Origin of the sequence: Desulfobacter latus (assembly GCF_013389365.1) — a bacterium.
GTDB lineage: Bacteria > Desulfobacterota > Desulfobacteria > Desulfobacterales > Desulfobacteraceae > Desulfobacter > Desulfobacter latus.
This window is the reverse complement of the sequence record NZ_JACADJ010000064.1, coordinates 1-24,182: the sequence shown is the minus strand read 5'-3', so window position 1 is coordinate 24,182 and position 24,182 is coordinate 1. Positions and strand designations below refer to the sequence as shown.

Here is a 24,182-nt window from a genome sequence, read left to right as displayed (position 1 = left end):
CCGTACCCATCTCGAACACGGAAGTTAAGCTCTTTAGCGTCGATGGTACTGCATGGGAGACTGTGTGGGAGAGTAGAACGCCGCCGGTTCTTTTTTAAAAAGCCCTGATCATTTATTGCAAATGGTCAGGGCTTTTTTTGTTTTTTCTTTTTAGGAACGGGTCCGGTTAATGACAATCCTGTGGGCCTTTCCAAATTCCATAATCTCCTCAGGCTTAAATTCCCCGGCCGTGTAAGTTTTTAGAAACGCCGGAACCGACAGCATATACAAAATGTAGGAAAGATGCCCGGAATAGCCGGTGTTGTCCAGTTGTTGAAGCGCTGCTATGGCCTGATGCGCCCGTTCCATGACCTGACGGTTTACCGCCGGCGGTGCATCCCGGTCACAGACATGGGCGGAGTAAATCCTGCGGCAGGAAAAGGGCCGCTCTTCATAGATCATGCAGGCGTTATTTTTCATAAGAAATGGACAGGGCACCGCGTTGCCTGCTTCCCGTTGCTTTATTTCGCTTCTAAATGCCTTGGTCAGGGTTTTCTGTCTACTTTTCGGCATTTTTTCCATGGCCTTTCGAATAATCATCCCCTCCAGGGTGGTAATGTCAATGCTGCCGGCTTCCCTGCAGCAGAAACTACAGCCCCGGGTGCAGGCACGCCCTTTTACCAGGTCACGGGTATCCGCATCAAAGGCATCATAGATATCTTTTAATTGGGTTGTTTTTTCTTTCATTTTTTTCCGGTTAATTAATTATTATTAAATAAAATTCTAACAATTGTTGTCTATATGTAAACGACGTTTTTGTAAACGACAAATGCGTTTTATATATCTGTCTAAAATTTAAAGCATCATTTATTTGGGAGAGCGCATTGAACTGGAAAAATATCAAAATTAAAAACAAAATCGGCATCGGTATCGGCACCGTTGTTTTTCTGTTAGGCATAATGAGCATCATCAGTTATTTTGGCGTGGAAGGGATTGTCGTGGATGCCCGGGAGGTTATTTCCGGCAACAAGCTGTACGGTACCCTTGCGCAAAAAGAGGTGGAACATCTCAACTGGGTTGCTGATGTCAGCCGCTTTTTTACCGATGAAAGCCTCACAAGCCTGGATGTGAAAACCGATGGCCGATCTTGCGGCCTTGGCAAGTGGTTGTACAGCGACGACCGAAAAAAAGCCCAGGCCTTGATTCCTGGGCTGGCACCGTTATTCAAGGCCATTGAAGCACCTCACAGGGAACTGCACGAGTCCGTCAGTGCCATAAAAAATACATTAAAAAAAGATCACGGGGATCTGGCCCAGGTTTTATCAAACCACCTTGCAGGCATTATTAACTGGGTGGTGGAACTCAACAAGGCTGTGGCCGAGGAAGCCGGCGGGATGTACACCTATCAGAACCTGCTCAAGGCCGCATCCGGAAAAGCCACGGACCTGATACAATCCATACGCAGCATTGATATGCCTGACCTGAATCAAAAGCAAGCGGTTCTCAACAGCTTAAAACATATGCGTTTCGGCAGCATAGAAGAAGATTATTTTTTTGTGCTTGATGCCAACGGTGTTGTTGTCATGCATCCGTTAGAACCGTCCCTGGTAGGGAAAAAGCTGAGCGATACGGAAGATAAAAACGGCCGCAAACCCTTTGATGCCATGCGCCAGGCACCGTTTAACGACGGGGAGGGGTTTGTGAGCTTTGACCATAGCCTTTTTGATGGTCTCAGGCCGGCGCCCATGCTGGTCTTTGCCACAAAGTATTCCTATTGGGATTGGGTGATCTGTGCCTGCCTTCATGTGGATGCGGGCAATCAAAAACTGATGGACCGGGCAAACGATGTGTCACAGGGAAAACCATTTAAACTGAATATCGAGCTTAATGCCGACCAGTCCAATTTCGGCAAGTTTTTATCTGCACCTGAAACCAGCGCGATTATGTCTTCGTTTCCGGAACTTGAGTCTATCTTGCCACAACTGGCTGACGCCCACAAAAAGCTGTTCCGGAATGCCTGGGAAATTGAAACGGCCATTAACGACATGAATATGACCTGGGCCATGAATGTGCTGGTCAATAAAATCCGGTCATCTCTGGCTGAGGTACACAATTTGTTCCAACAGGCAATCAATGCCGAGACCCAATTGACCCAGAGCAGGGTTAAGGCCCAGAAAATATTCACCACCCGTACCATACCCGCCGTAGGGCAGATAAAAAGCACAATGGCTGATATACAAAAAGAGATCCGGCAGGCTGTCCTGACGGATGAACAGATGCTAAGCCATGCCTGGACAGTCAGGAACCGTGTGCTCGTTATGGGAATTGCAGCCATTCTTATCGGCATCGGGTTGACATTTATTATCTCCAGAAGTATCAGCCGCCCTGTTATCCAGGGCGTTGCCTTTGCCGAAACCATTGCCGGCAAAGATTTAACCAAACGGTTAGATATCAATCAGACCGACGAGGTCGGTCTTCTGGCATCGGCACTGAACAACATGTCTGAAAATCTACAACTGATATTTTCAGATATTGTGGCCGGGGTCGGCACATTAACATCGTCTTCCATCCAATTGTCGGATGTTTCCCGGCAAATTGCGGAAAACGCCGGCCAAACGTCGCTGAAAACAGGTCATGTCTCCACATCCGCCGAAACAATGAGTGACAACATGAACAGTGTTGCTTCGGCCTCGGAGCAGGCGACCATGAACCTGCAAATGATTGCCACAGCCATTGAAGAGATGGCCGCGACCACCCAGGAGGTTGCGCATAATACGGAAAAAGGCAATGAGACCACATCCAAAGCCGTTGCCACAGCCAAAGAGGTGTCCGCTAAAGTCAATGAACTTGACCGGGCAGCTGAAGAGATTAGTAAGGTTACAGAGACCATTGCAGAAATTTCAGAGCAGACAAACTTGCTGGCCTTAAACGCAACCATTGAAGCATCCCGGGCAGGCGAATCCGGCAAGGGGTTTGCCGTGGTCGCCGCTGAAATCAAGGAACTTGCCCGGCAGACCGCCCATGCCACCCAGGACATCAATGGTAGAATCAGCGCGATCCAGACCACCGCAACAGAATCCGCCGGGGCCATTAACACCATCGTGAACGTTATCAATGAGATCAATCAAATTGTCACCACAATTGCCTCGGCCATTGAAGAGCAGACCGCCACAACCCGCCAGATATCCAAGAACGTCAGTGACGCGGCTATCGAACTTGATGAGGTCAACAGCAATATTAAACAGGTATCGGTTGCCTCCAAGGAAGTCACACAGAATATTACAGATGTGAACCAGGCCACGGAATCCGTGGAATCGGGCAGCCATGATATACGGACCAGTGCTGAATCATTGTCCCGGCTGGCGGGAGAACTTCATGAAATTGTAAGTCACTTCACCATTGGTGAATCGGACCCGGCAAGTCATGCGTCTGACCCGGTAAGTCATGAATCCAGCTCGGCAAAATCAGCGGCCTAACCTGACTGTTCATGCTCATCCTGCAGATAGCCAATGATGTCAGCGAAGCAGTTACTGAACTTGATGAATCCGTTTATAGTTATTGATGTTGAATTTAAATGAGGGGCGATGATGAAAAAATTAACGTTAAGGTCAAAATTAATCATTGGTGGCGTGGCGGCGGCAATGCTGCCACTGATTGTCGTGGGATTATTTTCCATAAACCAATCCTCTTCCGCGCTGGTTAAACTTGCAGAGGGACAGGCAAAGCTCACCGCACAAAATCTTGCAGCCATGACAAACCTCTACATGGAACAGGAGATTGAAAAAGCCCGGCGCATGACGTCGGAGGCCGTGATCCGGAAAATGTTTGATAATGCCGGGGCTGCAGGTTCTGACATTAGCTTTTCCGAGGTATCGGCTGCTGAAGCATATCTTTTAACCTTATATCAAAAGACGCAAAAAAATTACGATTGTCTTTTTGTTACCAATTCATCCGGCCTTTTTATTGTTCTGGCTGACGACTCCGGCCGGGGAGCCGGACAAAAAAAAATAAATGTAGCTGAAAGGAAATATTTTCAGTCTGCCAAATCCGGCAAGATCAGCATCAGTGAACCGATTATTTCAAAGGTCAGCGGGGTTTCTATTTTTGTCATTGCCGTTCCTTTGCAGGACCGTTCCGGCGCGTTTGCCGGTGTATTGGGATCAGCTGTAAAACTGGCGGCTTTAAACAAAAAAATTGCGCAGTCAACCATCGGCGAGACCGGTTACCCATTTATGGTGGGTAATGACGGGCGTTTTATCTATCATCCTGTGACCGAGTATATTTTCAAGCTGAATATCACGACCCTTGAAGGGACGGAGGAGATTGCCAGAAGATTGATGGCCCAGGAGACCGGTGTTGAGGAATATCAGTTTAAAGGGGTTGATAAGATTGCCGGTTTCGCACCGGTACCGGCCACAGGCTGGAGCCTTGTGGTCGCTCAGAATGAATCAGAGTTTTTAGCGCCTGTAGTTTCGATTCGCAATATGGTGCTGACCGTGGGCTGTATTTTTCTGGCCCTGACAATCGTGGCGGTCCTGTGGTTTGTTCGGCGCATCATGACCGTTCTGGGAAATGACCCGTCTGAAATCGCCAAAGTGGCCGACCGGATTGCGGCCGGGGATCTTACATATGAATTCAAAACCAACGGAAAACCGCTCTGTGGGGTGTATGCCGGCATGAAACAAATGACCGACAATTTGAAAAATATGTTTGCGGATATTTCACAAGGGGTTCAGACCTTGACCTCCTCTTCCACGGAACTGTCGGCAGTGTCCCAACAGATGACATCCGGCGCAGCACACTCCTCCCAGAAAGCCAATCATGTCTCTTCGGCCTCAGAAGAGATGGCAACCGCGATGAACAGTGTGGCAGCCGCCACAGAGCAGACAAGTGCCAACCTGCAAATGATTGTCGCCGCCGCAGAAGAGATGTCTGCAACAATTGATGAAATTTCAACCAATACGGCCAAAGGAAGCCGGACAACGACCCAGGCTGTTGAAAAAGCCGAACATATTTCCGAAAAAGTGGATGCGTTAGGCCGGGCAGCAACCGAGATCAGCAAGGTGACTGAAACCATATCGGATATTTCCGAACAGACCAATCTTTTGGCGCTGAATGCAACCATAGAGGCCGCCAGAGCCGGAGACGCCGGCAAGGGGTTTGCCGTTGTGGCCGGTGAAATTAAGGAACTTGCACGGCAGACGGCCCGGGCGACGGACGAAATCGGTATGAAAATCGGCGAAGTACAGACAACAACCACGGAGTCTGTAGAAGCCATAAAGTCAATCGTTGAAATCATTGATGATATCAATTCGATTGTCACATCGGTTGCCTCTGCCATTGAACAACAGTCTGCCACAACCCAGGAGATTTCCAATAATGTCAGCCAGGCAGCCACCGGTGTGCAGGAGGTCAATGAAAATGTCAACCAGACATCCACCGTGGCAAGCGGGGTCACTGAGGATGTCCATCAGGTCAGTCAGGCCGCAGACGAGATTACGACCGGCACGAAACATATAAATAAGAGTGCGCTGGAATTATCCAAGCTGGCGGAAAGTCTTAACCAAATGGTCGGCAAGTTTAAGCTGTAAAGATCCAAACACGCCCCTGAACCCCTTAAAAAATCAGGTAGGGTAGACAAAAACGCTAGGTAAGGGCCATGGAACTTTTAAAAGTTCCATGGCCCTTACGTATCATCATAAAATTGCTGCAAGTTATAAGCGCACAATCGGCAAAATCAGGTGAAAAAACTTTCATAAAAAAAAAAACCTGATATATTAACCCGATGCAGCCGCTTAGAACCTTTCCATATATTCCCTTAAAAGTGCCGCGGCATAAGATCCTTAAACGCCTGGGATATCAACGCCGCCAGAACGAGATATCACAGCGGATGATGGCCGAGGTGGACAGCTGGATCACCTATGCGGCGGACCATATCCATCTCAAAGCCACGGCCCGCATCGGGGATATACATATTGACCATGGGAAGGGAACCGTTGCGTTAAAGCAATCCAATACGGTGTTTGAAAGTGCAAAATTTACCCGATTTCTGGGAAAGGCCGATCAGTTGCTCATTATGGGCATTACCGGCGGTCAGGCGGTTGCTGATGAGATTAAACAACTCCAGAAAGACAAGCGAATGACCGGGGCAGTCATTGTGGATGCCGCGGCATCTGAAATTGTAGATGAAGGATTTGACTGGCTGATGGCATTGTTCAACAAAGAGCTGGTCAGGGAAAGAAAAACATTAAAATTAAAGCGATTTTCTGCCGGTTATGGGGATTTTGACATCCGGTTTCAGGCAGATATATATCATATTCTTAAAATGGAAACGCTTGGGGTGGCCATAACGGACACCTGTATCCTGATGCCGGAAAAAAGCGTTACCGCCTTTTGCGGTATCTCAAAAGTGACAGGGGAGTAAAAACAACATGGCGGAAAAAGGCAAAAGCATACTGGACATTCTTAATAAACGCATTCTTATCCTGGACGGCGCCACCGGCACCGAGATGCAGAAACGCGGCCTGCCGCCGGGGGTCAGCCCGGAACTGTGGTCCATGGAGAATCCCGAGGTATCCGCCGACATATACCGCGCCTATGCCCGGGCAGGTTCGGATATGCTTTACACCTGCACCTTTGGCGGCACCCCCTGGAAACTTGACGAGTTCGGTGCTGCCGATAAAACAGAGCAAATCAACTGCAGGATTGCAGAAAATGCGGTGAAAACAGCGGATGAGCTGGCGGCCCGGGAAGGTATCCGTCCGCTGATCGTCGGGGATATCGGCCCCTGCGGCCGGTTTATCAAGCCTTTTGGCGATCTTGAGTTTGAACAGGCCATCCAGGGATTCAAACGCCAGGTAACGGGGTTGATTGACGCCGGCGTGGATCTTTTTGTCATCGAGACCCAGATTGACATCCAGGAGAGCCGGGCCGCCCTGCTTGCCATCAAGGAGCTTTGCCGCGGCTTTACCATGGTCTCCATGACCTTTGATGAAACCGGGCACAGCTTGAACGGCACCACGCCCGAGGCCATGGCCGTCACCCTTGAAAGTTTAGGGGCCGATGTGGTGGGCGTCAACTGCTCCACCGGTCCCAAAGAGATGCTTGATGTTATCCGGCGTATCCGGAAGATGGTACAAATTCCGGTGATGGCCAAACCCAATGCGGGCATGCCCGTCATTAAAGACAACGAAACCGTATTTCCCATGGATGCCGATGAGTTCAGCAGTTTTGCCCGACCCTTTGCCGAAGCCGGGGTCAATATCATGGGGGGCTGCTGCGGTACCAACCCCGAGCATATCGCCAAACTGGCCCGGGGCATGGAAGGGCTTTCTCCCCTGGAAAGAAAGCCGGTGGAAACGGCCATGCTCTCCTCGGCTACCCAGGCGCTGATTACGGATTCAAACAGCCCGATCCGCATTATCGGGGAACGCATCAACCCCACCGGGAAAAAGATCCTGCAAGGGGAACTGAAAGCGGGGAACATGGCCTATGTGCGCAAACTGGCCCGGGACCAGGCCGCGGCCGGGGCCGACCTGCTGGACATCAACGCGGGCATGCCCGGAATTGATGAAAAACAGACCCTTTTAGATATCATTTCAAGTGTGGTGCCGGTGGTCAATCTGCCCTTGGTTATTGACTCCTCGGACCCGGATGTGGTGGAAGCGGCTGTCCGGTACTACCCGGGCCGGGCGTTGATCAACTCCATTTCAGCCGAAAAAGAGAAACTTGAAAAGCTGCTGCCGGTGGCGGCCAAGTATGGGTCCATGCTCATTGTATTGCCCCTGGCCGACAATGAGTTGCCGGACAAGGCGGAGTGCAGAAAAGAGCTGGTCAATGAAATTGCCGAACGGGCCGCCGCCTATGGGTACAAAAACAAAGATCTGGTTGTGGACGGGCTGGTCATGACCGTATCCAGTAATCCCCAGGCCGCCAAAGAGACCCTGGCAACCGTTAAATGGGCCTCGGAACAGGGGTTCGGTACGGTTCTCGGGTTGTCAAACATCTCTTTTGGTCTGCCCGAACGCGGATGGGTGAATGCCTCCTTTTTTGCCATGGCTGCCGGCGCCGGGCTCTCCTGGGCCATTGCCAATCCCTCCCATGAACTCTTGATGCATACCAAAGCGGCCTCGGATGTTTTAACCGGCCGGGACCGGGATGCGTTGTCATACATCCGGCGTTTTGCCAAGGATAAAAACGCGGAAAAGAAAAAGGAGGCACCCGCCCAAAAAGCGGCGGATCTGCCCGTGGAAGACCAGATTATGGCGGCGGTGATCGAGGGCCGCAGGGAGGATATTGAACGGCTTTGTCATCAAGCCCTTGAGCAGGGGATCGCCCCGTCTGAACTGCTGGAAAAAAAGATGATCCCGGCCATCATGACCGTGGGGGAATACTATGATGAACGAAAGTATTTTCTTCCCCAGCTCATTGCCAGTGCCGAGACCATGCAAAATGGGTTTGCCGTGCTTGAACCCGCCCTTCATGCTGCCGGGTCCACTGAAAAGAAGGGCACTCTGGTTTTTGCCACGGTCCAGGGAGATATCCATGATATTGGAAAAAACATCGTGGTGCTGATGCTCAGAAATTTCGGGTTTGATGTGATTGATCTGGGCAAGGATGTTACGGCCGAAGATATCATTGCAGCGGCCCGGACCCACAAGGCCGATCTTATCGGGCTGTCCGCCCTGATGACCACTACCATGGTACGTATGCCCGAGGTTATTGCCCTGGCAAAGGCGAACGGGCTGACATGCAAGGTCATGGTGGGCGGTGCCGTGGTGACCCGGGATTGGGCCGAATCCATTGGTGCGGAATATTCTTCCGACGGTGTTGAAGCGGTCAATGTGGCGGCCCGGATCTGTACGGAAAATAAATAGTGCATAACCAACGCTGAAACCCGCCCACAGGCCGGTACACAGATACAAACCCGACAGGGCCTTGGTCATATTTTAGGCCATACGGATTTCCGGCAGGTTGGGTTGAGGAACGAAACCCAACGCCAATAAGTTGTTGGGTTTCACTTCGGTCAACCCAACCCAACCTACGCTGTGGCCGATGTTATGACCAAGCCCCCCGACAGCAATCCTCTCATTGATCTTTTTAAGGCTTGTTGATATTGTAGGCTGCGCGGTTTAACAGAATTGATTTTTAAAAATATTAAGAGCAGACAGGAGGATATTATGAAGAGTAGGCATTTATTGATTATAGGCTTTATCGGGGTCGTTTCCGTGGTATTTTGCCAACCCGGCCTTGCCAGGGAAAGAATTGTATTTGGCGGCGGCCCTGCCGGCGGAACGTTTCAGGTCGTGGCCAACAGCATTCAAGTCTATAAACCAATGAAAAAAGTCAAGGCATTCAGGGTTCAGGCCCAGTCTTCTGGCGGCTCAACTGAAAATTTAAGAAAAACAAATGCCGGCAGACAACAGATGAGCGTTCTTTACTCCGGGCATGTCTACCAGGGGCGTAATGGTCTGCTGTCAAACGATACCAGAACATATGAGAACGTACTGGCCGTGGCATGGCTTTACGGGGCACCGGCACAGCTTGTTGTGCGCAAAGATTCGGGCATTAAAAGCACCAAAGACCTTGTGGGTAAAAAAGTCGGTGTCGGCAATGCCGGTTCCGGCGCATTTGCCAATTGCGAACTTTTTTTTAAACACATGGGCGTATGGGATAAAATAGAAAGAAACGCCATGGGATACAATGATGCCGCCCAGGCCTTCGGCAACAATCAGCTTGACGCATTCTGGTTGTTCGTTGGGTACCCCACCGGCGCTGTCATGATGGCGGCCCAAACCAATGATATTGCCATGGTCGATCTTGATACCGATGCAAAATCAACAGGTTTTTATGATAAGTATCCCTATTTTACAAAACAGGCTATCCCTGCAAACACCTATAAAGGCGTAGATTCCGACACGCCGTCATTCCAGGATTCCGCCATCTGGGTGGCAAATGCCGAAGTGTCTGATGAGACGGTTTACAAAATGCTTTCCTTGATTTTTTCCGATGAAGGGCTTGCCCACATGAAAGCCCAGAAAAACACATTTAAAGATATGGCTGTTGAACGTGGCGCTGACGGTATCGTCACCCCCTTTCATCCAGGTGCTGAAAAATTCTGGAAGGAAAAAGGGGTCCTATAGAGATCCTGAACAGGCTTCATTATAACCGGACATAAAGGCTTAAATAAGACTTTATGTCCGAATTGTATTTTGGGGATTGGTTCTAACGTCAGCCGCTGTAGGGGCAGGCCCCCGTGCCTGCCCTGCCCCCGTGCCTGCCCTGACGAGGGCAACCACAGGGGGATTGCCCCTACGAAAAATGGCCGACAATAGAATCAAGCCCGTGTTTTTGAATAATATAAATAATAGGCAGGAAGAAACCCGTGTACGAAAAACTGAATCGACTGGAACAAATTATATTCGATATCCTTTCAATATGTCTGGTGCTGTTTTATTCCTGGTCTGCCATTGTGCAGCCCATGGCAACGCAGTATCACCGGGGGATATATGTGATCATCACCTATATTCTTGTCTTCCTGCTGTATAAATCAAAATCCATTGCGGGCAGGGTTATTGATTATGTGCTGATCCTTTTATCCATTGTGTCAATCGGATACTGGATTTTCCTTTTTGAAGCCATCAACTACCGGACCGGTGCTGAAACAACGGTCGATATGGTTTTTGCCGTCATCGGCGTGCTTATCGGCATAGAGCTGGCCCGCCGCGTTGTCGGTAGTGTGTTTGTTATCATGGGCGCTTTAATGTTGATTTACGGGGTATACGGATATATGGCCCCGGATTTGCTTTCCCATGCCGGCGCACCATTTACGGAGTTGTGCATCAGTATATTCTACAAAAGTGACGGTGTTTTCGGCATCATGGCCAATGTTCTGGCCACGTATGTTATTTTATTTGTTCTGTTCGGGGCGTTCCTTGAAAAATGTGGGGCCCAGAAATTTTTTATTGACTGGCCCCTGGCGGCTGTGGGCCATAAGATCGGCGGCCCGGGTAAGGTTTCCGTCATCGCCTCCGGACTTTTCGGCTCAATCTCCGGCTCAGCCATCGCCAATACCGTTTCCACCGGCATGTTCACCATTCCCATGATGAAAAAAGCAGGCTTCAGACCCCATGTGGCCGGTGGTATTGAGCCGGCAGCCTCTATTGGCGGGATGTTCATGCCCCCGATCATGGGTGCCGGCGGTTTTATCATGGCGGAGTTGACCGGGGTTCCCTATTCAAAAATCATGCTGGTGGCCATTTTTCCTGCATTCATGTATTTTTTCAGTGTATTTTGCATGGTTCACTATGAGGCCAAAAAAGATAATGTTGTCGGAGAAAAAAGCGAGCAGTCTGCCGGTCATATTTTTAAAACCGAATGGTTTTATACCATTCCCCTGATCGCCATCACCATTTTGATGCTCACGGGGTATTCTCCGGGATTTTCAGCCATACTGGGCCTTGTTTCCTGTCTTTTTATCAGTCGGGTAAGATCAGATACATCCATGGATCTGACCATGGCCCTGATCGTAACCGGGGTATTTTTAATATCTTTGCTCAACGGTTTTGTGGGAAGCGCCGGCAGCATCGTCATCCCTCAGTGGGTCGGCTTTCTGATCGGTTTTGCCGCGGCTGTTCTTGTATACATAAAAAAACCTGAAAAAGTGAAACCCGGGTTGGTCAAGTTTCTTGAGGCTGCCCGCTCCGGTACGGAAAACAGCCTTAAAATCGGTGCGACGGTCGGTGTCATCGGAATTATTATCGGTGTTTTAACCTTTTCCGGCCTGGTCTTAACCTTTGCAGACATCATGATCGAGCTTGCCGGCGGTTCCCTGCTTTTGACCATCATGCTTGTGGCCCTGGCCTCCCTGGTATTAGGTATGGGCGTTCCCGTCACCGCTGCTTATCTGATCACTGCCGTTGTTGCAGTACCGGCCCTGACCCATCTTGGGGTCAATCAGATTGCGGCGCATATGATTGTTTACTGGCTGTCCCAGGATTCAAATATAACGCCGCCTGTCTGTATTGCCGCCTTTGCAGGCGCGACCATTGCCAAGGCAAACATGTGGCGCACGGCCCTGGCCGCTTTTAAATTTGCCAAATTTTTGTACCTGGGCCCTCTTCTTTTCGGATATGTGCCCGGATTTTCCCTTGACGGCAGCCCCATGGACATTATCAAGGCTTTTATTGCCATTACACTTGGTACCTGGGCCTATTCGTGGTTTCTCAGCGGGATCTGGGTCTCTTATATAAAAGATATGTTTAAAAAGTAATCCGTGGACAAATACAGCAAGATCATTGACCAATCCATTGGCTATCTTGTGGGGCGGTTATCCCGGGCAATCATAAAGCGGCTGTCAAAAAAATTCCAAGATGCCGGCGTTGATGTCAGTTACGAGCAGTGGAGCATCCTCGTTCATCTTTACCGTCAGGACGGTCAGACCCAGCAGGCCCTTGCCCGGACTGCCGTCAAAGACAAAGCCGCCATTACCCGGCTTTTAAATGGACTTGAAAAAAAAAATATTGTACTCAGGATTCCTGACCAAAATGACAAACGCAGTAATCTTGTATACCTTACAAACAAAGCCAAGGAATTAAAACCCCATCTTGTTGGTTTTGTGGAAGAGATGTTAAAAGAGGCGGAACAGGGAATTGACCCGGATGAAATGACCCGCTGCCGGGCAACCATCAATAAAATATTTGCAAATTTTGACCGCCTGAACAACCCTGCCCTACCTGGAAAATAAGGCCACAGAAAAATGCAAATTTGCACTGAATAAAATTAAAAGGCCTTCTTTTTATTGATGGTCTTAATTTTTTTGGACACCCCTTGCCACCGCTCTTTTTCCACACGATCTGCACTTTTGTTTTTCCGGGCGGAGATATATTCCAGCTCTCGTTTCATCTTCAGATAGTTTTCCAGCCTGGCTTCGGTCAATTCTCCGTCCTGGACGGCTTTAAGCACACGGCACCCGGGTTCGTGGGTGTGGGTGCAGTTTGAAAAACGGCATTCAGCCGCCAGGGCTTCTATGTCCGGAAAGGTAGATCCAACACCCTGGTCAATATCCCAGAAGCTGATTTCACGGATGCCGGGATTGTCAATGATCATGCCGCCCTGGGGCATCATGATCAGATCCCGGGACGTGGTGGTGTGTGTCCCCTTTCCTACATGGGCACTGACCTCTCCGGTGGCCTGGACGGATTCACCGTACAGGCGGTTAATCAGCGTGGATTTGCCTGTGCCGGATGACCCCACCATGACGCAGGTCCGGCCATGCATCAGATAGGGTGTCAGATCGGACAGCCCTGTATCATTAAACGCAGAGACCAGATGTACGGGAACACCGAAGGCAATGGTTTCCGCTTCATTTGCAAAATGTTCGGGGTGCTGCTGAAGGTCCGCCTTTGTCAGGATGATGACCGGGGCCAGCCCGCAATTATAGACCAGGGTCAGGTAACGCTCAATGCGGCGCAGATTAAAATCCCGGTCAAGGCCGGTGACGATAAATACGCTGTCAAGATTGGCCGCGATTGTCTGTTCCCTGTACTCGCCTGATTTTTGGTTGCGCATGCCTGCGGCACCCCGGGTCAGGGTGTTTTTTCGCGGCAATATCTGTTCTATAGCTGTTTGTCTGACCATAACCCAGTCGCCGACCACCGGGTATGTGCTGCTGGTTTCCTGTTGAAGTTTTCCGGCCGGGGTTGCCAGCAACTCTTCATTACCGTCATTGATAAAAAAATATTTTTTCCTGACCCCGGTCACCCGGGCCGGAATAAGAGATTTATTGTCAATATTTTCAAGCTGATTCTGGAAATACGACGTCCAGCCCAAATGGGAAAGATGTTTAAAATTATTGTCTTTTTCTACTATACGTTTATTGCTCATTAGAGTGTCCCACCCGTCTTCAATATTGTTCACAGAGGGCTGCGGCATAGGCCGGGCCCGGTATATAAGCCTTGCGATATAATTTCAAAAGCGTGTCGCTGCCGACAGAAAAGACAATGAGAACAGCAGATATTCAAAAAACGCCTTAATGTTGGCGTAAGTGGTTCTTCTTTACAGGATGGGCCTGCATTCTGTCAAGAGATATTAGTGCCTTACGCCTCAGTTTCTGCAACAAAAAACAAGAACTTGTTAAATTCCTTTTTTTCTTTTCTCGGCCTTGGTCATATTTTCGGCCACACGAATTTCCGGTAGGTTGGGTTGAGGAACGAAACCCAACGCCGATAAGTTGTTGGGTTTCACTTCGTTCAACCCAACCTACGCTGTAGCTGATGTTCTGACCAAGCGCCTTTTTTTTCTTGTTTCCCGTCTCTATTTCCTGCGGCTCAGCCGCCTTAGCTGTCAGGTTTTCCAAGCAATTAAAATTGATCAGATTTTTCATTGATATGACTGATCAGACTTCCCATTGATATGCATAAACTGTATAATACCTCAACTTAAATGAGAGGAGAGGAGAGGAGAGGAGAATACAGGATGATGAGAAAATTAACTTTAAAATCAAAATTAATCATTGGTGGGTTGCTTGCCGCAATCCTTCCACTGGTTGTTGTGGGACTATTTTCAATAAATAAATCCGCCTCTGCACTGCTTAGCATTGCAGAGGGACAGGCAAAGCTCACCGCACAAAATCTTGCAACCATGACAAACCTTTTCATGGAACAGGAAATCGAAAGAACCCAGACAATCGCGTCGGCGCCCTTGATCCAAAAAATGTTTCATAACGGCGGGATTAAAGATTTCGAAAATAGTTTTTTTGAGGCGTCTGATGTTGATGCATATCTGTCAACTGTATATCAAAAGGCGCCACAACATTACGATTGTATTTTTGTAACGAATTCATCCGGCCTTATCGTTGTTCTTGCTGACGAATCCGGCCAAGGGGCCGAAAAGAAAAAAATAAGTGTGGCTAAAAGAAACTATTTTCAGTCTGCCAAATCCGGCAAGATCATCATCAGTGAACCGGTTACTTCAAAAATCAGCGGAGATGCTGTTTTTGTCATCGCCGTTCCTTTACGGGACAGTTCCGGGGCCTTTGCCGGTATTTTGGGATCAGGTGTAAAATTGACGGTTGTAACTGAAAAAATTGCGAAGTCGACAGTCGGTGAGACAGGTTATCCGTTTATGGTAGGTGTTGACGGCCGTTTTATCTATCATCCTGTGAAAGCGTATATTTTCAACTTGAATATTTCGACCCTTGAAGGGATGGAGGAGATTGCCGAAAAATCACTGGCCCAAGAAACCGGTGTTGAGGGGTATCGCTTTAAGGGGATTGATAAGATTGCCGGGTTCGCACCTGTGCCGGCCACAGGCTGGAGCGTTGTGGTCACCCAGAATGAATCGGAGTTTTTAGCGCCTGTGGTTTCGATTCGCAATATGATGCTGACCGTGGGCTGCATATTTCTGGTCCTGACAATCGTGGCGGTCCTGTGGTTTGTTCGGCGCATCATGACCGTTCTGGGAAATGACCCGTCTGAAATCGCGAAAGTGGCCGACCGGATTGCGGCCGGGGATCTTACATATGAATTCAAAACCAACGGAAAATCGCTCTGTGGGGTGTATGCCGGCATGAAACAAATGACCGAGAATTTGAAAAATATGTTTGCGGACATTTCACAAGGGGTTCAGACCTTGACCTCTTCTTCCACGGAACTGTCGGCAGTGTCTCAACAGATGACATCCGGTGCGGAACAGTCCTCCCATAGAGCTAATAATGTCTCTTCGGCCGCAGAAGAGATGGCAACCGCGATGAACAGTGTGGCGGCCGCCACAGAGCAGACAAGTGCCAACCTGCAGATGATTGTCGCCGCTGCAGAACAGATGTCTGCAACGATCAATGAAATTTCAACCAATACCGCCAAGGGAAGCCGGACAACGACCCAGGCCGTTGAAAAAGCCGAACACATTTCCGGCAAAGTGGATGCGTTAGGCCGGGCAGCAACCGAGATCAGCAAGGTGACTGAAACGATATCCGATATTTCCGAACAGACCAATCTTTTGGCGCTGAATGCAACCATAGAGGCCGCCAGAGCTGGAGAAGCCGGTAAAGGCTTTGCTGTTGTGGCCGGTGAAATTAAGGAGCTTGCACGGCAGACGGCCCAGGCAACGGACGAAATCGGTTTGAAAATCGGCGAGGTTCAGACAACAACCACGGAGTCGGTGGAATCCATAAAGGCAATTGTGGAAATCATTGATGATATCAATTCGATTGTCACATCGGTTGCCTCTGCCATTGAAGAGCAGTCTGCCACAACCCAGGAAATCTCCGATAATGTCAGCCAGGCAGCCGCCGGTGTGCAGGAAGTTAATGAGAATGTCAATCAGACGTCCACCGTAGCAAATGAGGTCACTGAAGATGTCCACCAGGTCAGCCAGGCCGCAGATGAAATCACGGCCGGCACCAAACAGATAAATGAGCGTGCCCTGGAATTATCCAGGCTGGCGGAAAGTCTTACCGAGATGGTCGGCAAGTTTAAGCTGTAACTCAAGAGTATAGGAAATTCCATTTCCCAGCACCCAGTACCCAGCACCCAGTACCCAGCACCCAGCACCCAGCACCTAACAGTCCGCCCAAAGGGCGCTGATTTAATCATCAAGTTTTTAGGGAATTTGTTCAACAGAAAATATCAAATGTTAAAATACTTTTGGACATTTTCCCATTTTTCCCCTATGATTTCAGCAGATTTGTTTAAACCATCCTTAAAATAAGGATGGTTGAATTTTTTCGGGCAAACGTTCCGAAAAACCCACCATAACAGTCGGAACCGCCACCGGCTGGAAGGAAAATGTTTATGACAGAAGCAATTAAATCAGGGGATACCATTGCCGTGGATTATACGGGAAAATTTGAAAGCGGAGACGTATTTGACTCTTCCGAAGGCAGACAGCCGTTGACCTTCACCGTTGATACCGGTATGCTGATCAAAGGATTTGATCAGGCCGTCATCGGAATGAAAAAAGGGGAATCAAAAACCGTGACTGTTCCGCCTGAAATGGGATACGGTCCAAGAGACGAAAGTGCCATGGTGGACATCCCAAGGGAGCAGTTTCCCCCGGAGATGGACCTGAAACAAGGCCTTGAACTTCAACTTCAGAATCCGGCAGGACAGCCGGTGCCTGCACGGGTGGCAAGTATAAACGAGACAAGTGTCACCATGGACGTAAACCATTTCCTGGCCGGTAAAACCCTTATTTTTGATATCACCATTGCAGAAACCGGGCTGGAACCCCCGGCAAGTAGCTGTGGGACCAAAGGCGGGGACTGCGATTCCGGCTGCTGCGGATCCTGCAACTGTAATTAATTCGTAAGAGTGTTCCTGGCGCATCACAGTTGATTTTTTAACGGCCACATCTGATGCCCAGGACATTATAAAAAAATTCGGAGATGTAAATAGCAAGAGGCCTGAGTATGGCATATGAATTTGATTTCAAGGCGGCCCAGGACTATGATGCTTTTTTTGCAAAAGGCCGGGCCAAACACTGCTTTGACCTTGAAATTAAACTGATCAGCGCCCTGATTCGCCCCATGTCGGGCAAGCGTATGCTGGACATTGGCTGCGGCACCGGGTTAAGTCTTGAACCGTTTGTGGATCTGGGGATGAACCTGACCGGTATTGATCCGTCCGCATATATGCTGGATAAGGCTGCCGAGCGGCTTGGATGTCGCGTTGACCTGCACCGGGGTTCAGCCGAGGATCTGCCCTTTGACGATAATTGCTTTGATACGGCATTGATGTTTTTCAGTCTTGAATTTTCAAACCGCCCGGCCAAGGCCATTGAAGAGGCCTGCCGGGTGGCCCGGGAGCAGGTGGTTATCGGCGTTCATAACCGGTATGCCCCCCGGAATATGATCCGGCGGGTCAAGGGATTCTTTTTTCCGGATATGTACAGCCATGCCCATCTTTTCAGTGTGTGGGAATTGAAAACGATGATAACCTCTATATTGGGGACAGTGCCTGTAAAATGGCGGACAACCGTACAGTTTCCATTTTTGTCCGGGCGTCTGATCTCTAAGGTGGAAAGTATTCGCATGATTCAGTGGTCCTGCTGGGGCAGTTTTATTGGTATGCGCATCAAGCCCGTACCGAAGTTTCGCACCCGGCCTCTGGTCTTGAAAACCCGAAATTGTAAAATCAATGAGCCGGCCACAGGCCTGGCGTTAGGATTCAGGAAAGAAGAATGATACGTGCTCGTCTTTATGAACCTCTGTCCGATGGTAAGGTCAAGTGTCTGGCCTGCAACCATTATTGTACGATTGCACCGGGACATACCGGCGTGTGTGGTGTCCGGGAGAACCGGGATGGTCAGCTTTTTTCCCTGGTGTATGACAGGGTCGTCGCAGCCCATGTGGACCCCATTGAAAAAAAACCTATTTTTCATTTTAAACCGGGCTCGCTCTCTTTTTCCATTGGCACGCCCGGGTGCAATTTTAAGTGCCGGTTCTGCCAGAATGCCGATATCTCCCAGGTTCGTGACCAGGGGACTGATCCTTTTTCAGGTCGTCTTGCCGGCAAAGCCATGACGCCCGAAGCGATTGTTGCAGAAGCTGTGGCGCAAGGATGCCAAAGTATTGCCTATACCTATACCGAGCCCACGGTTTTTTTTGAACTGGCTTTGGATACAGCCATGCTGGCAAAGGATGCAGGGCTTGCCAATATTTTTGTTACCAACGGATTTATGAGTCCTAAACTGCTGCAGGCCTCTGCTGCCGTGCTGGATGCAGCTAACGTGGATCTTAAATCGTTCTCTGATGATTTTTATACCCGGTACTGTAACGGTCGCCTGGAACCGGTTAAACAGACATTGAAGAGCATGGTGGATTTAGGTATCATGGTGGAAGTCACCACCTTGATAATCCCGGGGCTTAATGACGACCCCAACGAACTTAAGCACATGGCCGCCTTCATTGCCGGGGAATTGGGGCCTTCGACCCCCTGGCACCTGTCCCGGTTTCACCCGGCATACAAACTCAGCCGGATTGAGCCCACACCTGTGGAAACCCTTGAAAAAGCCTGCGACATTGCACGTTCAGCCGGGCTTGTTCATGTGTACACCGGCAATGTACCGGGTGCCAGGGAAAATACCTACTGTCCGGAATGCGGTCAGATTGTGGTCAAACGATTTGGCTATTCCGTGGAAAACCTTTTAACCCAGACCAATACATGTCCCGGATGCGGGGCGCCTGTGTTCGGAATCTATTAATATAGACATTTTTTCATGAATTCAGTTGTCGATATCCTGGACACCATCCAGGCCCGCAGTCCTGTTTTTACCATCCTTGAAACGCTTTGGACCGCCGGTTTCCAAGCTTTTCTGGCCGGTGGGGTTGTCCGGGACGCCCTTCTGGGTCTATCCCCCGCGGATGTGGATATCCTGACCAATGCGTTGCCCGAAGATCTGTCCCGGCTGTTTGCCGATCAGAATTCTAGATATGTGGGAAAATCCTTTGCCGTAACCCTGGTTAATCAGGTGGAGGTGGCGACCTGCAGGCCCGCAGATAAAAAGGCTGTGGCGGCAGGCCTCGTCTTTCCGGCCACAGACCTTGGGCGCCGGGATCTCACCATCAACAGCATGGCCTGGGATCCGGAAACCCGGACTCTGGCAGACCCCTTTGGCGGGCAGGATGACATTGAAAACAGGACGATTCGATTCACCCGGAATGCCTTTGACCGGATTGAAGAAGATCCGGTGCGCATGGTCCGGGCCTGCCGGTTTGCCGCCCGTTTCGGGTTCAACATTGCGCCGGACGCCTTTGATGCCATCCGTACCCATGCCCATGAAATTACCGCCCAAGGGACCGCAGACCGGATTCAACGGGAAGTTGTCAAGGCCATGGCCATGGACAAGCCTTCGAAATTTTTTAATCTGCTGCATGATACAGGCCTTCTGGGCGGTATTTTACCAAGCCTTGAGCGGTGCTATGGCCTGGACGGCGGTCCCCACCACGCCGAAACCGTATTTGAGCACAATCTTCTGGTGGGGGATGCCCTGCCGGCATCCATGCCCATTCTCCGGCTGTCAGGCTTTCTTCATGATACCGGGAAAGTAGATGCATTGGAAATCAAGGACGGCCGGAACACTTTTCCGGGACATCAAAAATGCACCCGGGCCATGATGGCCGACCTTGGGCGTCTCCGGTTTTCCAGAAAGGACATGGACTATATCTATGCCCTGGTCCGGGGGCACATGCGTCCTTTAAAAGCAGATACCACCCCGAAAGCGGTACGCAGGCTTCTGGCCATGCTGGATGATCTCAATCTGTCTTACCAGGATTTTTTACGCATGCGCATTGCCGATAAAAAAGGCAATCTCAATCCACTGAAGAAACCATATACCCTTGGGGACATCCGCCTGCGTTTGGGCAAAATCCTGGATGCCCTTAATGAGCAGACGCCGTTTAATATGAATGACCTTGACATTTCAGGCAAAGATATACAGCAGATTCTGGGCCTGCCCCAGGGGCCCGCCATTGGAAAGGTCAAAGCGTTTTTATTTGAGCAGGTACTGGAAGATCCATCCCTTAATCAAAAAGAGATCCTGGAAGAAATGGTCCGGCAGATGCCTCAAAATCACTTTACAGATTCGGATCGCAAAGTTATAAAATAGACCCGGCAGCGCATGCTACAGTACTGAATGCGGGATATTTTAAAAATCAATTACCAAATTCATAGGGGATATATTATGGGAGATATTGTTCTGATCAGCATTACGGGTAAGGATCAAAAAGGTCTTACCGCCCGGATTTCAACCATCCTTGCCCAGTATCGGGTAAGCATTCTGGATATTGGTCAGGCTGTCATTCATGAACATATCTCCCTTGGCATGCTGGTGGATATTCCATGCTCCCAGGATTTTTCTTTGATGTTCAAGGATTTGATTTTTGAAGGACATAAGATGGGCCTGGCCGTGGATGTGGAACCTGTGGATAGTAATGAATATGAAACCTGGGTCCGGACCCAGGACAAGGAGCGCAGAATTATTACAGTCATGGGACGGGCCATTACCACAGCCCAGATTTCGGCTGTCTCCTCCGTGATTACCGATCATGATCTTAACATTGATTCCATTACCCGTATGTCCGGCCGCAGATCTCTGAAAAGACCGTTGGAACCTCCTATGGCTTGTATCCAGTTCGCCGTATCCGGCACCCCCCGAAGCATTCCCGAGATGAAGGGCCGGTTTATTCACATCTCCCAGGATCTGGGCATTGATATCTCCTTTCATGAGGATAATATCTACCGTAAAAATCGTAAGCTTGTTGTGTTTGATATGGATTCCACATTGATCCAGGCCGAGGTGATTGATGAACTGGCCAAACTGGCCGGGGTCGGCGATCAGGTGGCCCGAATCACCGAATCCGCCATGCGCGGGGAAATTGATTTCAAAGAGAGTTTCAGGCGGCGTGTGGCCCTGCTCAAAGGATTAAAAGAAGAGGATATCAAGGGCCTTGCCCGGACGTTACCGCTGACCGACGGGGCCGATCTTGTTACCCGGACCCTGAAGGGGTTGGGTTACAAGCTTGCCATCCTTTCCGGCGGTTTTACCTTTGTGGGCAAATATCTTAAAGAGACTCTGGGATTTGATTATGTATTTGCCAACACCCTTGAAATAGAGAACGGCCAAGTCACAGGCCGGGTTTCCGGTGAAATTGTAGATGGCCGGAAAAAGGCCGAACTTTTACGTGAGCTTGCAAAAAAAGAGAACCTGTCCATCCAGCAGACCATTGCCGTGGGGGACGGAGCCAATGACCTGCCCATGATTTCCATTGCCGGCCTTGGTGTGGCCTTTAACGCCAAGCCCATTGTCCGGGAAAAAGCGGCCAATACCATTTCCACCATGGGGCTGGATGGCCTTTTGTTCCTGCTGGGAATCCATGAACGTGAGATTCCTGATCCGGGTAGCAGCAGTTAAATATCAAACAGGTTGTTTTCTTGCACGTATTCAGTAAACTCTTTTGACCAAGGTAAATCAATTGTCATTTCTATCGGATCATTAAGTCGTATTGTACGATACTCAAAATCTAATGATTTTTTATTTAAATTTGATGACAACGGCATGTTCACCGAGCCTTCAATGGAAGGCACTGTATTTGAGATAGCAAGTTTCAGCACTTTTCCCCAAGGAATTAATACAGAAGATGTAAACCAACTTAGTGGTATTGTGTCTGAAAAAATAATTCCTTTCAGGGAAGGGGAAACTTTTTGTTTTCTAACTTGATAGGTATTATCTGTAGTGAACCAGCATTTAGCTATCAAATATTTAGGGAAACTCAGTTCAAAGTTCATTTGAACTTTTGTAGAAAGCCGGTATCTATTTTTAATAACCTTCCAGATATTTTTAACATTCATATTTGTGGCTCTTTGATGTAGGGGGTCGGATCAGGGATTCCGGCTTGGCTAAATCCTTTTTTGCGGTGCAGGCAAGAGTCGCATCTGCCGCAGGAGCGTCCCTGGCTGTCCGGATCATAACATGAGATAGTTAGACTGTAGTCTACGCCTAAACCGTGTCCGATTCTAATTATTTCGGATTTTGACATTTGGATCAAAGGGGTTTCAATGGTCAAAATCGTTTGTTTTGTTACCCCGGTTTTTGTGGCCAGGTTAGCCATGGTCTGGAAGGCTTCAATGAACTGGGGCCTGCAGTCCGGGTATCCTGAATAATCCACGGCTGTGACACCAATGAAAATGGCTTCGGCTTTAAGCACCTCGGCCCAGGCCATGGCATAAGATAAAAAAATGGTGTTCCTGGCCGGTACATAGGTGACGGGAATCCGGGTTTGATCAATCTGCGTCACGCTTTCATGTTTGGGCACGGCAATGTCATCGGTGAGCGCAGAACCGCCGAACCGGCGCAGGTCAATGTCCACGATTTTATGATCAATGGCGCCCAGGTAGCGGGCGACTTTCTTTGCGCATTCCAACTCTACGCTGTGGCGCTGGCCGTATCTGAAACTTAAACTGTAAATATTGAACCCCCGGTCCCCGGCAATTGCCATGGCAGTGGTGGAATCAATACCGCCGGATGAAAGAATAACGGCTTTTTTTGTCATGGGTTATACTCCTCTTAAATCCGGATCCCAGATGATTTTGTGTTGTTGAAGGGACAGTCTTGCACCCAGCCTGTCTTTAAGTATCCATGCTGCCAGATCCGAAAGCGCAATTCGGCCGAAAACCGGGCAGATGTGGATCTTCTCCCTGGGATGGTGCATAAGGTATGTCTCAATGACGGATGCGGCATAGTCATAGTCCTGCCTTGATCCCACCACGAATTTAATCTCATCCCGGGCGGTCATATGATTGAAGTTGTCCAAAAGAAATGACCCGGCCTCACCGGACAGGGGACACTTGACATCCATGATGCGGATACAGGCGGGATCAACAGGTGCAATGCTTAAACTTCCATTGGTTTCCAGCAGCACCTGAAATCCTTTTTGCAGAAGTGCGGATATCAATGCAGGTGTCCGGGGTTGAATCAAGGGCTCTCCACCGGTAATTTCAACCAGGGGACATTCAAAGGCAGACACCTGGTCCACAATCTGATTTATGGTCATGGAAACGGATTGTGAGGCCGCATAGGTGGTATCGCACCAGGCACAGGATAGGTTGCACCCGGACAGCCGGACAAACACACAGGCAAGGCCCACCCGGGTGGATTCCCCCTGCAGGCTGTAAAAAATTTCGCAGATGTCCAGAGGCACTTATATCTCCTGGTAGGATGATCCGCAGCCCGGACTTTCAAATACCATGATTTTTTGGACCTTGATGAATTTGGTGTTCAGACGCCTGGATATTTCCGAGTAGAGAAATTTGGCCAGATTTTCAGCCGTGGGGTTGATTGATCCAAATTCGGCAACCTCATTAAGATTGGTGTGATCCAGTTTGCTTAAAACATCCTTGACCACACGTTTGACATCCCTGAAATCTATGCCCATGCCCAACTGGTTGAGCTTGGTGCAGCGGATGTGCGCTTCAACAACCCAGTTATGGCCGTGCAGATTTGAGCAGTTGCCGTCATAGCCTCTCAGGGAATGGGCGGCTGCAAAATGATCCTGGACACAAATGTCATATACGCCTGGCATAAATAGCGACTCCCTTGTTAATAACTAGCCTTGTTGATTTAAAAAATCTATCATAAATTTGGGTCTGAATCAAAAAAGTCAAGATGATTAAATTTATACTTTTCAAATTTTTCCAGGGATTTCATAC

20 protein-coding genes and 1 rRNA gene are annotated in these 24,182 nt (G+C 49.3%); 14 read left to right on the top strand and 7 right to left on the bottom strand.

Going from position 1 to position 24,182, the window contains the following annotated elements; all coding sequences use genetic code 11:
• Positions 1–89, top strand: a 5S ribosomal RNA gene (gene rrf / locus HXW94_RS14890); the annotation flags it as partial.
• 61 nt (positions 90–150) lie between these two features.
• On the opposite strand, the gene HXW94_RS14885 is transcribed toward rrf, so the two are convergent.
• Positions 151–726 carry a YkgJ family cysteine cluster protein gene (locus tag HXW94_RS14885; RefSeq protein ID WP_178367688.1) on the bottom strand — a complete coding sequence of 192 codons (576 nt, stop codon included), beginning with the start codon at positions 724–726 and terminating at the stop codon, positions 151–153.
• A 137-nt stretch (positions 727–863) separates the two neighbouring features.
• On the opposite strand from HXW94_RS14885, the gene HXW94_RS14880 reads away from it, so the two are divergent.
• From HXW94_RS14880 to HXW94_RS14850, 7 genes are all read left to right on the top strand, one after another.
• Positions 864–3,455, top strand: coding sequence for a methyl-accepting chemotaxis protein (locus tag HXW94_RS14880; RefSeq protein ID WP_178367687.1), 2,592 nt, complete (start codon positions 864–866; stop codon positions 3,453–3,455).
• A 111-nt stretch (positions 3,456–3,566) separates the two neighbouring features.
• The gene (locus tag HXW94_RS14875; RefSeq protein WP_178367690.1) at positions 3,567–5,570 is read left to right on the top strand and encodes a methyl-accepting chemotaxis protein; all 2,004 of its coding nucleotides are present in this window, start codon (positions 3,567–3,569) and stop codon (positions 5,568–5,570) included.
• 194 nt (positions 5,571–5,764) lie between these two features.
• Positions 5,765–6,403, top strand: coding sequence for a hypothetical protein (locus tag HXW94_RS14870; protein ID WP_178367686.1), 639 nt, complete (start codon positions 5,765–5,767; stop codon positions 6,401–6,403).
• Between the two features lie 7 nt (positions 6,404–6,410).
• Positions 6,411–8,855 (top strand): homocysteine S-methyltransferase family protein, encoded by a 2,445-nt coding sequence (locus HXW94_RS14865; RefSeq protein WP_178367685.1) that lies wholly within the window; start codon positions 6,411–6,413, stop codon positions 8,853–8,855.
• Positions 8,856–9,158: 303 nt separating this feature from the next.
• Positions 9,159–10,121: a TAXI family TRAP transporter solute-binding subunit gene (locus HXW94_RS14860; protein WP_178367684.1), complete on the top strand. Its 963-nt coding sequence runs from the start codon at positions 9,159–9,161 to the stop codon at positions 10,119–10,121.
• A 242-nt stretch (positions 10,122–10,363) separates the two neighbouring features.
• Positions 10,364–12,250 carry a TRAP transporter fused permease subunit gene (locus tag HXW94_RS14855; protein ID WP_178367683.1) on the top strand — a complete coding sequence of 629 codons (1,887 nt, stop codon included), beginning with the start codon at positions 10,364–10,366 and terminating at the stop codon, positions 12,248–12,250.
• A 3-nt stretch (positions 12,251–12,253) separates the two neighbouring features.
• A complete protein-coding gene (locus HXW94_RS14850) occupies positions 12,254–12,724 on the top strand; it encodes a MarR family transcriptional regulator (protein ID WP_178367682.1) in 471 nt (156 codons plus the stop codon).
• A 35-nt stretch (positions 12,725–12,759) separates the two neighbouring features.
• Here the strand turns inward: HXW94_RS14850 and rsgA are convergent, their stop codons facing one another.
• Positions 12,760–13,863, bottom strand: coding sequence for a ribosome small subunit-dependent GTPase A (rsgA, locus tag HXW94_RS14845; protein ID WP_178367681.1), 1,104 nt, complete (start codon positions 13,861–13,863; stop codon positions 12,760–12,762).
• 145 nt (positions 13,864–14,008) lie between these two features.
• Positions 14,009–14,362 (bottom strand): hypothetical protein, encoded by a 354-nt coding sequence (locus HXW94_RS14840; RefSeq protein WP_178367680.1) that lies wholly within the window; start codon positions 14,360–14,362, stop codon positions 14,009–14,011.
• A gap of 95 nt (positions 14,363–14,457) precedes the next feature.
• Here HXW94_RS14840 and HXW94_RS14835 point away from each other — a divergent pair, with 95 nt between their 5' ends.
• From HXW94_RS14835 to serB, 6 genes are all read left to right on the top strand, one after another.
• Entirely contained in the window at positions 14,458–16,461 is a 2,004-nt protein-coding gene (locus tag HXW94_RS14835) for a methyl-accepting chemotaxis protein (protein WP_178367689.1), read from the top strand.
• Between the two features lie 308 nt (positions 16,462–16,769).
• Positions 16,770–17,279 carry an FKBP-type peptidyl-prolyl cis-trans isomerase gene (locus tag HXW94_RS14830; protein WP_178367679.1) on the top strand — a complete coding sequence of 170 codons (510 nt, stop codon included), beginning with the start codon at positions 16,770–16,772 and terminating at the stop codon, positions 17,277–17,279.
• A gap of 107 nt (positions 17,280–17,386) precedes the next feature.
• Complete coding sequence (locus tag HXW94_RS14825; protein ID WP_178367678.1) at positions 17,387–18,160, top strand: class I SAM-dependent methyltransferase; 774 nt, start codon at positions 17,387–17,389, stop codon at positions 18,158–18,160.
• Positions 18,157–19,179, top strand: a complete 1,023-nt coding sequence (gene amrS, locus HXW94_RS14820; protein WP_178367677.1) for an AmmeMemoRadiSam system radical SAM enzyme — start codon at positions 18,157–18,159, stop codon at positions 19,177–19,179. The genes HXW94_RS14825 and amrS overlap by 4 nt, the downstream gene beginning before the upstream one ends.
• Positions 19,180–19,194: 15 nt before the next feature.
• The gene (locus HXW94_RS14815) at positions 19,195–20,583 is read left to right on the top strand and encodes a CCA tRNA nucleotidyltransferase (RefSeq protein WP_178367676.1); all 1,389 of its coding nucleotides are present in this window, start codon (positions 19,195–19,197) and stop codon (positions 20,581–20,583) included.
• 75 nt (positions 20,584–20,658) lie between these two features.
• Complete coding sequence (serB, locus tag HXW94_RS14810) at positions 20,659–21,888, top strand: phosphoserine phosphatase SerB (RefSeq protein ID WP_178367675.1); 1,230 nt, start codon at positions 20,659–20,661, stop codon at positions 21,886–21,888.
• Here serB and HXW94_RS14805 read toward each other — a convergent pair.
• The 4 genes from HXW94_RS14805 to queD are packed head-to-tail and all read right to left on the bottom strand — an operon-like array spanning position 21,885 to position 24,055.
• Positions 21,885–22,325, bottom strand: coding sequence for a hypothetical protein (locus HXW94_RS14805; RefSeq protein WP_178367674.1), 441 nt, complete (start codon positions 22,323–22,325; stop codon positions 21,885–21,887). The two genes, serB and HXW94_RS14805, sit on opposite strands and share 4 nt — an antisense overlap.
• Positions 22,322–23,026, bottom strand: coding sequence for a 7-cyano-7-deazaguanine synthase QueC (queC, locus tag HXW94_RS14800; RefSeq protein WP_178367673.1), 705 nt, complete (start codon positions 23,024–23,026; stop codon positions 22,322–22,324). The genes HXW94_RS14805 and queC overlap by 4 nt, the downstream gene beginning before the upstream one ends.
• Before the next feature lie 3 nt (positions 23,027–23,029).
• A complete protein-coding gene (locus HXW94_RS14795; RefSeq protein WP_178367672.1) occupies positions 23,030–23,674 on the bottom strand; it encodes a radical SAM protein in 645 nt (214 codons plus the stop codon).
• Entirely contained in the window at positions 23,675–24,055 is a 381-nt protein-coding gene (queD, locus tag HXW94_RS14790; RefSeq protein WP_178367671.1) for a 6-carboxytetrahydropterin synthase QueD, read from the bottom strand.
• Positions 24,056–24,182 lie beyond the last annotated feature (127 nt).

What these genes read in the sequence shown, in the direction of transcription:
- HXW94_RS14885 (WP_178367688.1), bottom strand. Translation starts at nt 726, where the DNA reads ATGAAAGAAAAAACAACCCAATTAAAAGATATCTATGATGCCTTTGAT.
- HXW94_RS14875 (WP_178367690.1), top strand. Translation starts at nt 3,567, where the DNA reads ATGAAAAAATTAACGTTAAGGTCAAAATTAATCATTGGTGGCGTGGCG.
- HXW94_RS14870 (WP_178367686.1), top strand. Translation starts at nt 5,765, where the DNA reads ATGCAGCCGCTTAGAACCTTTCCATATATTCCCTTAAAAGTGCCGCGG.
- HXW94_RS14865 (WP_178367685.1), top strand. Translation starts at nt 6,411, where the DNA reads ATGGCGGAAAAAGGCAAAAGCATACTGGACATTCTTAATAAACGCATT.
- HXW94_RS14860 (WP_178367684.1), top strand. Translation starts at nt 9,159, where the DNA reads ATGAAGAGTAGGCATTTATTGATTATAGGCTTTATCGGGGTCGTTTCC.
- rsgA (WP_178367681.1), bottom strand. Translation starts at nt 13,863, where the DNA reads ATGAGCAATAAACGTATAGTAGAAAAAGACAATAATTTTAAACATCTT.
- HXW94_RS14840 (WP_178367680.1), bottom strand. Translation starts at nt 14,362, where the DNA reads ATGAAAAATCTGATCAATTTTAATTGCTTGGAAAACCTGACAGCTAAG.
- HXW94_RS14835 (WP_178367689.1), top strand. Translation starts at nt 14,458, where the DNA reads ATGAGAAAATTAACTTTAAAATCAAAATTAATCATTGGTGGGTTGCTT.
- HXW94_RS14830 (WP_178367679.1), top strand. Translation starts at nt 16,770, where the DNA reads ATGACAGAAGCAATTAAATCAGGGGATACCATTGCCGTGGATTATACG.
- HXW94_RS14825 (WP_178367678.1), top strand. Translation starts at nt 17,387, where the DNA reads ATGGCATATGAATTTGATTTCAAGGCGGCCCAGGACTATGATGCTTTT.
- amrS (WP_178367677.1), top strand. Translation starts at nt 18,157, where the DNA reads ATGATACGTGCTCGTCTTTATGAACCTCTGTCCGATGGTAAGGTCAAG.
- HXW94_RS14815 (WP_178367676.1), top strand. Translation starts at nt 19,195, where the DNA reads ATGAATTCAGTTGTCGATATCCTGGACACCATCCAGGCCCGCAGTCCT.
- serB (WP_178367675.1), top strand. Translation starts at nt 20,659, where the DNA reads ATGGGAGATATTGTTCTGATCAGCATTACGGGTAAGGATCAAAAAGGT.
- HXW94_RS14805 (WP_178367674.1), bottom strand. Translation starts at nt 22,325, where the DNA reads ATGAATGTTAAAAATATCTGGAAGGTTATTAAAAATAGATACCGGCTT.
- queC (WP_178367673.1), bottom strand. Translation starts at nt 23,026, where the DNA reads ATGACAAAAAAAGCCGTTATTCTTTCATCCGGCGGTATTGATTCCACC.
- queD (WP_178367671.1), bottom strand. Translation starts at nt 24,055, where the DNA reads ATGCCAGGCGTATATGACATTTGTGTCCAGGATCATTTTGCAGCCGCC.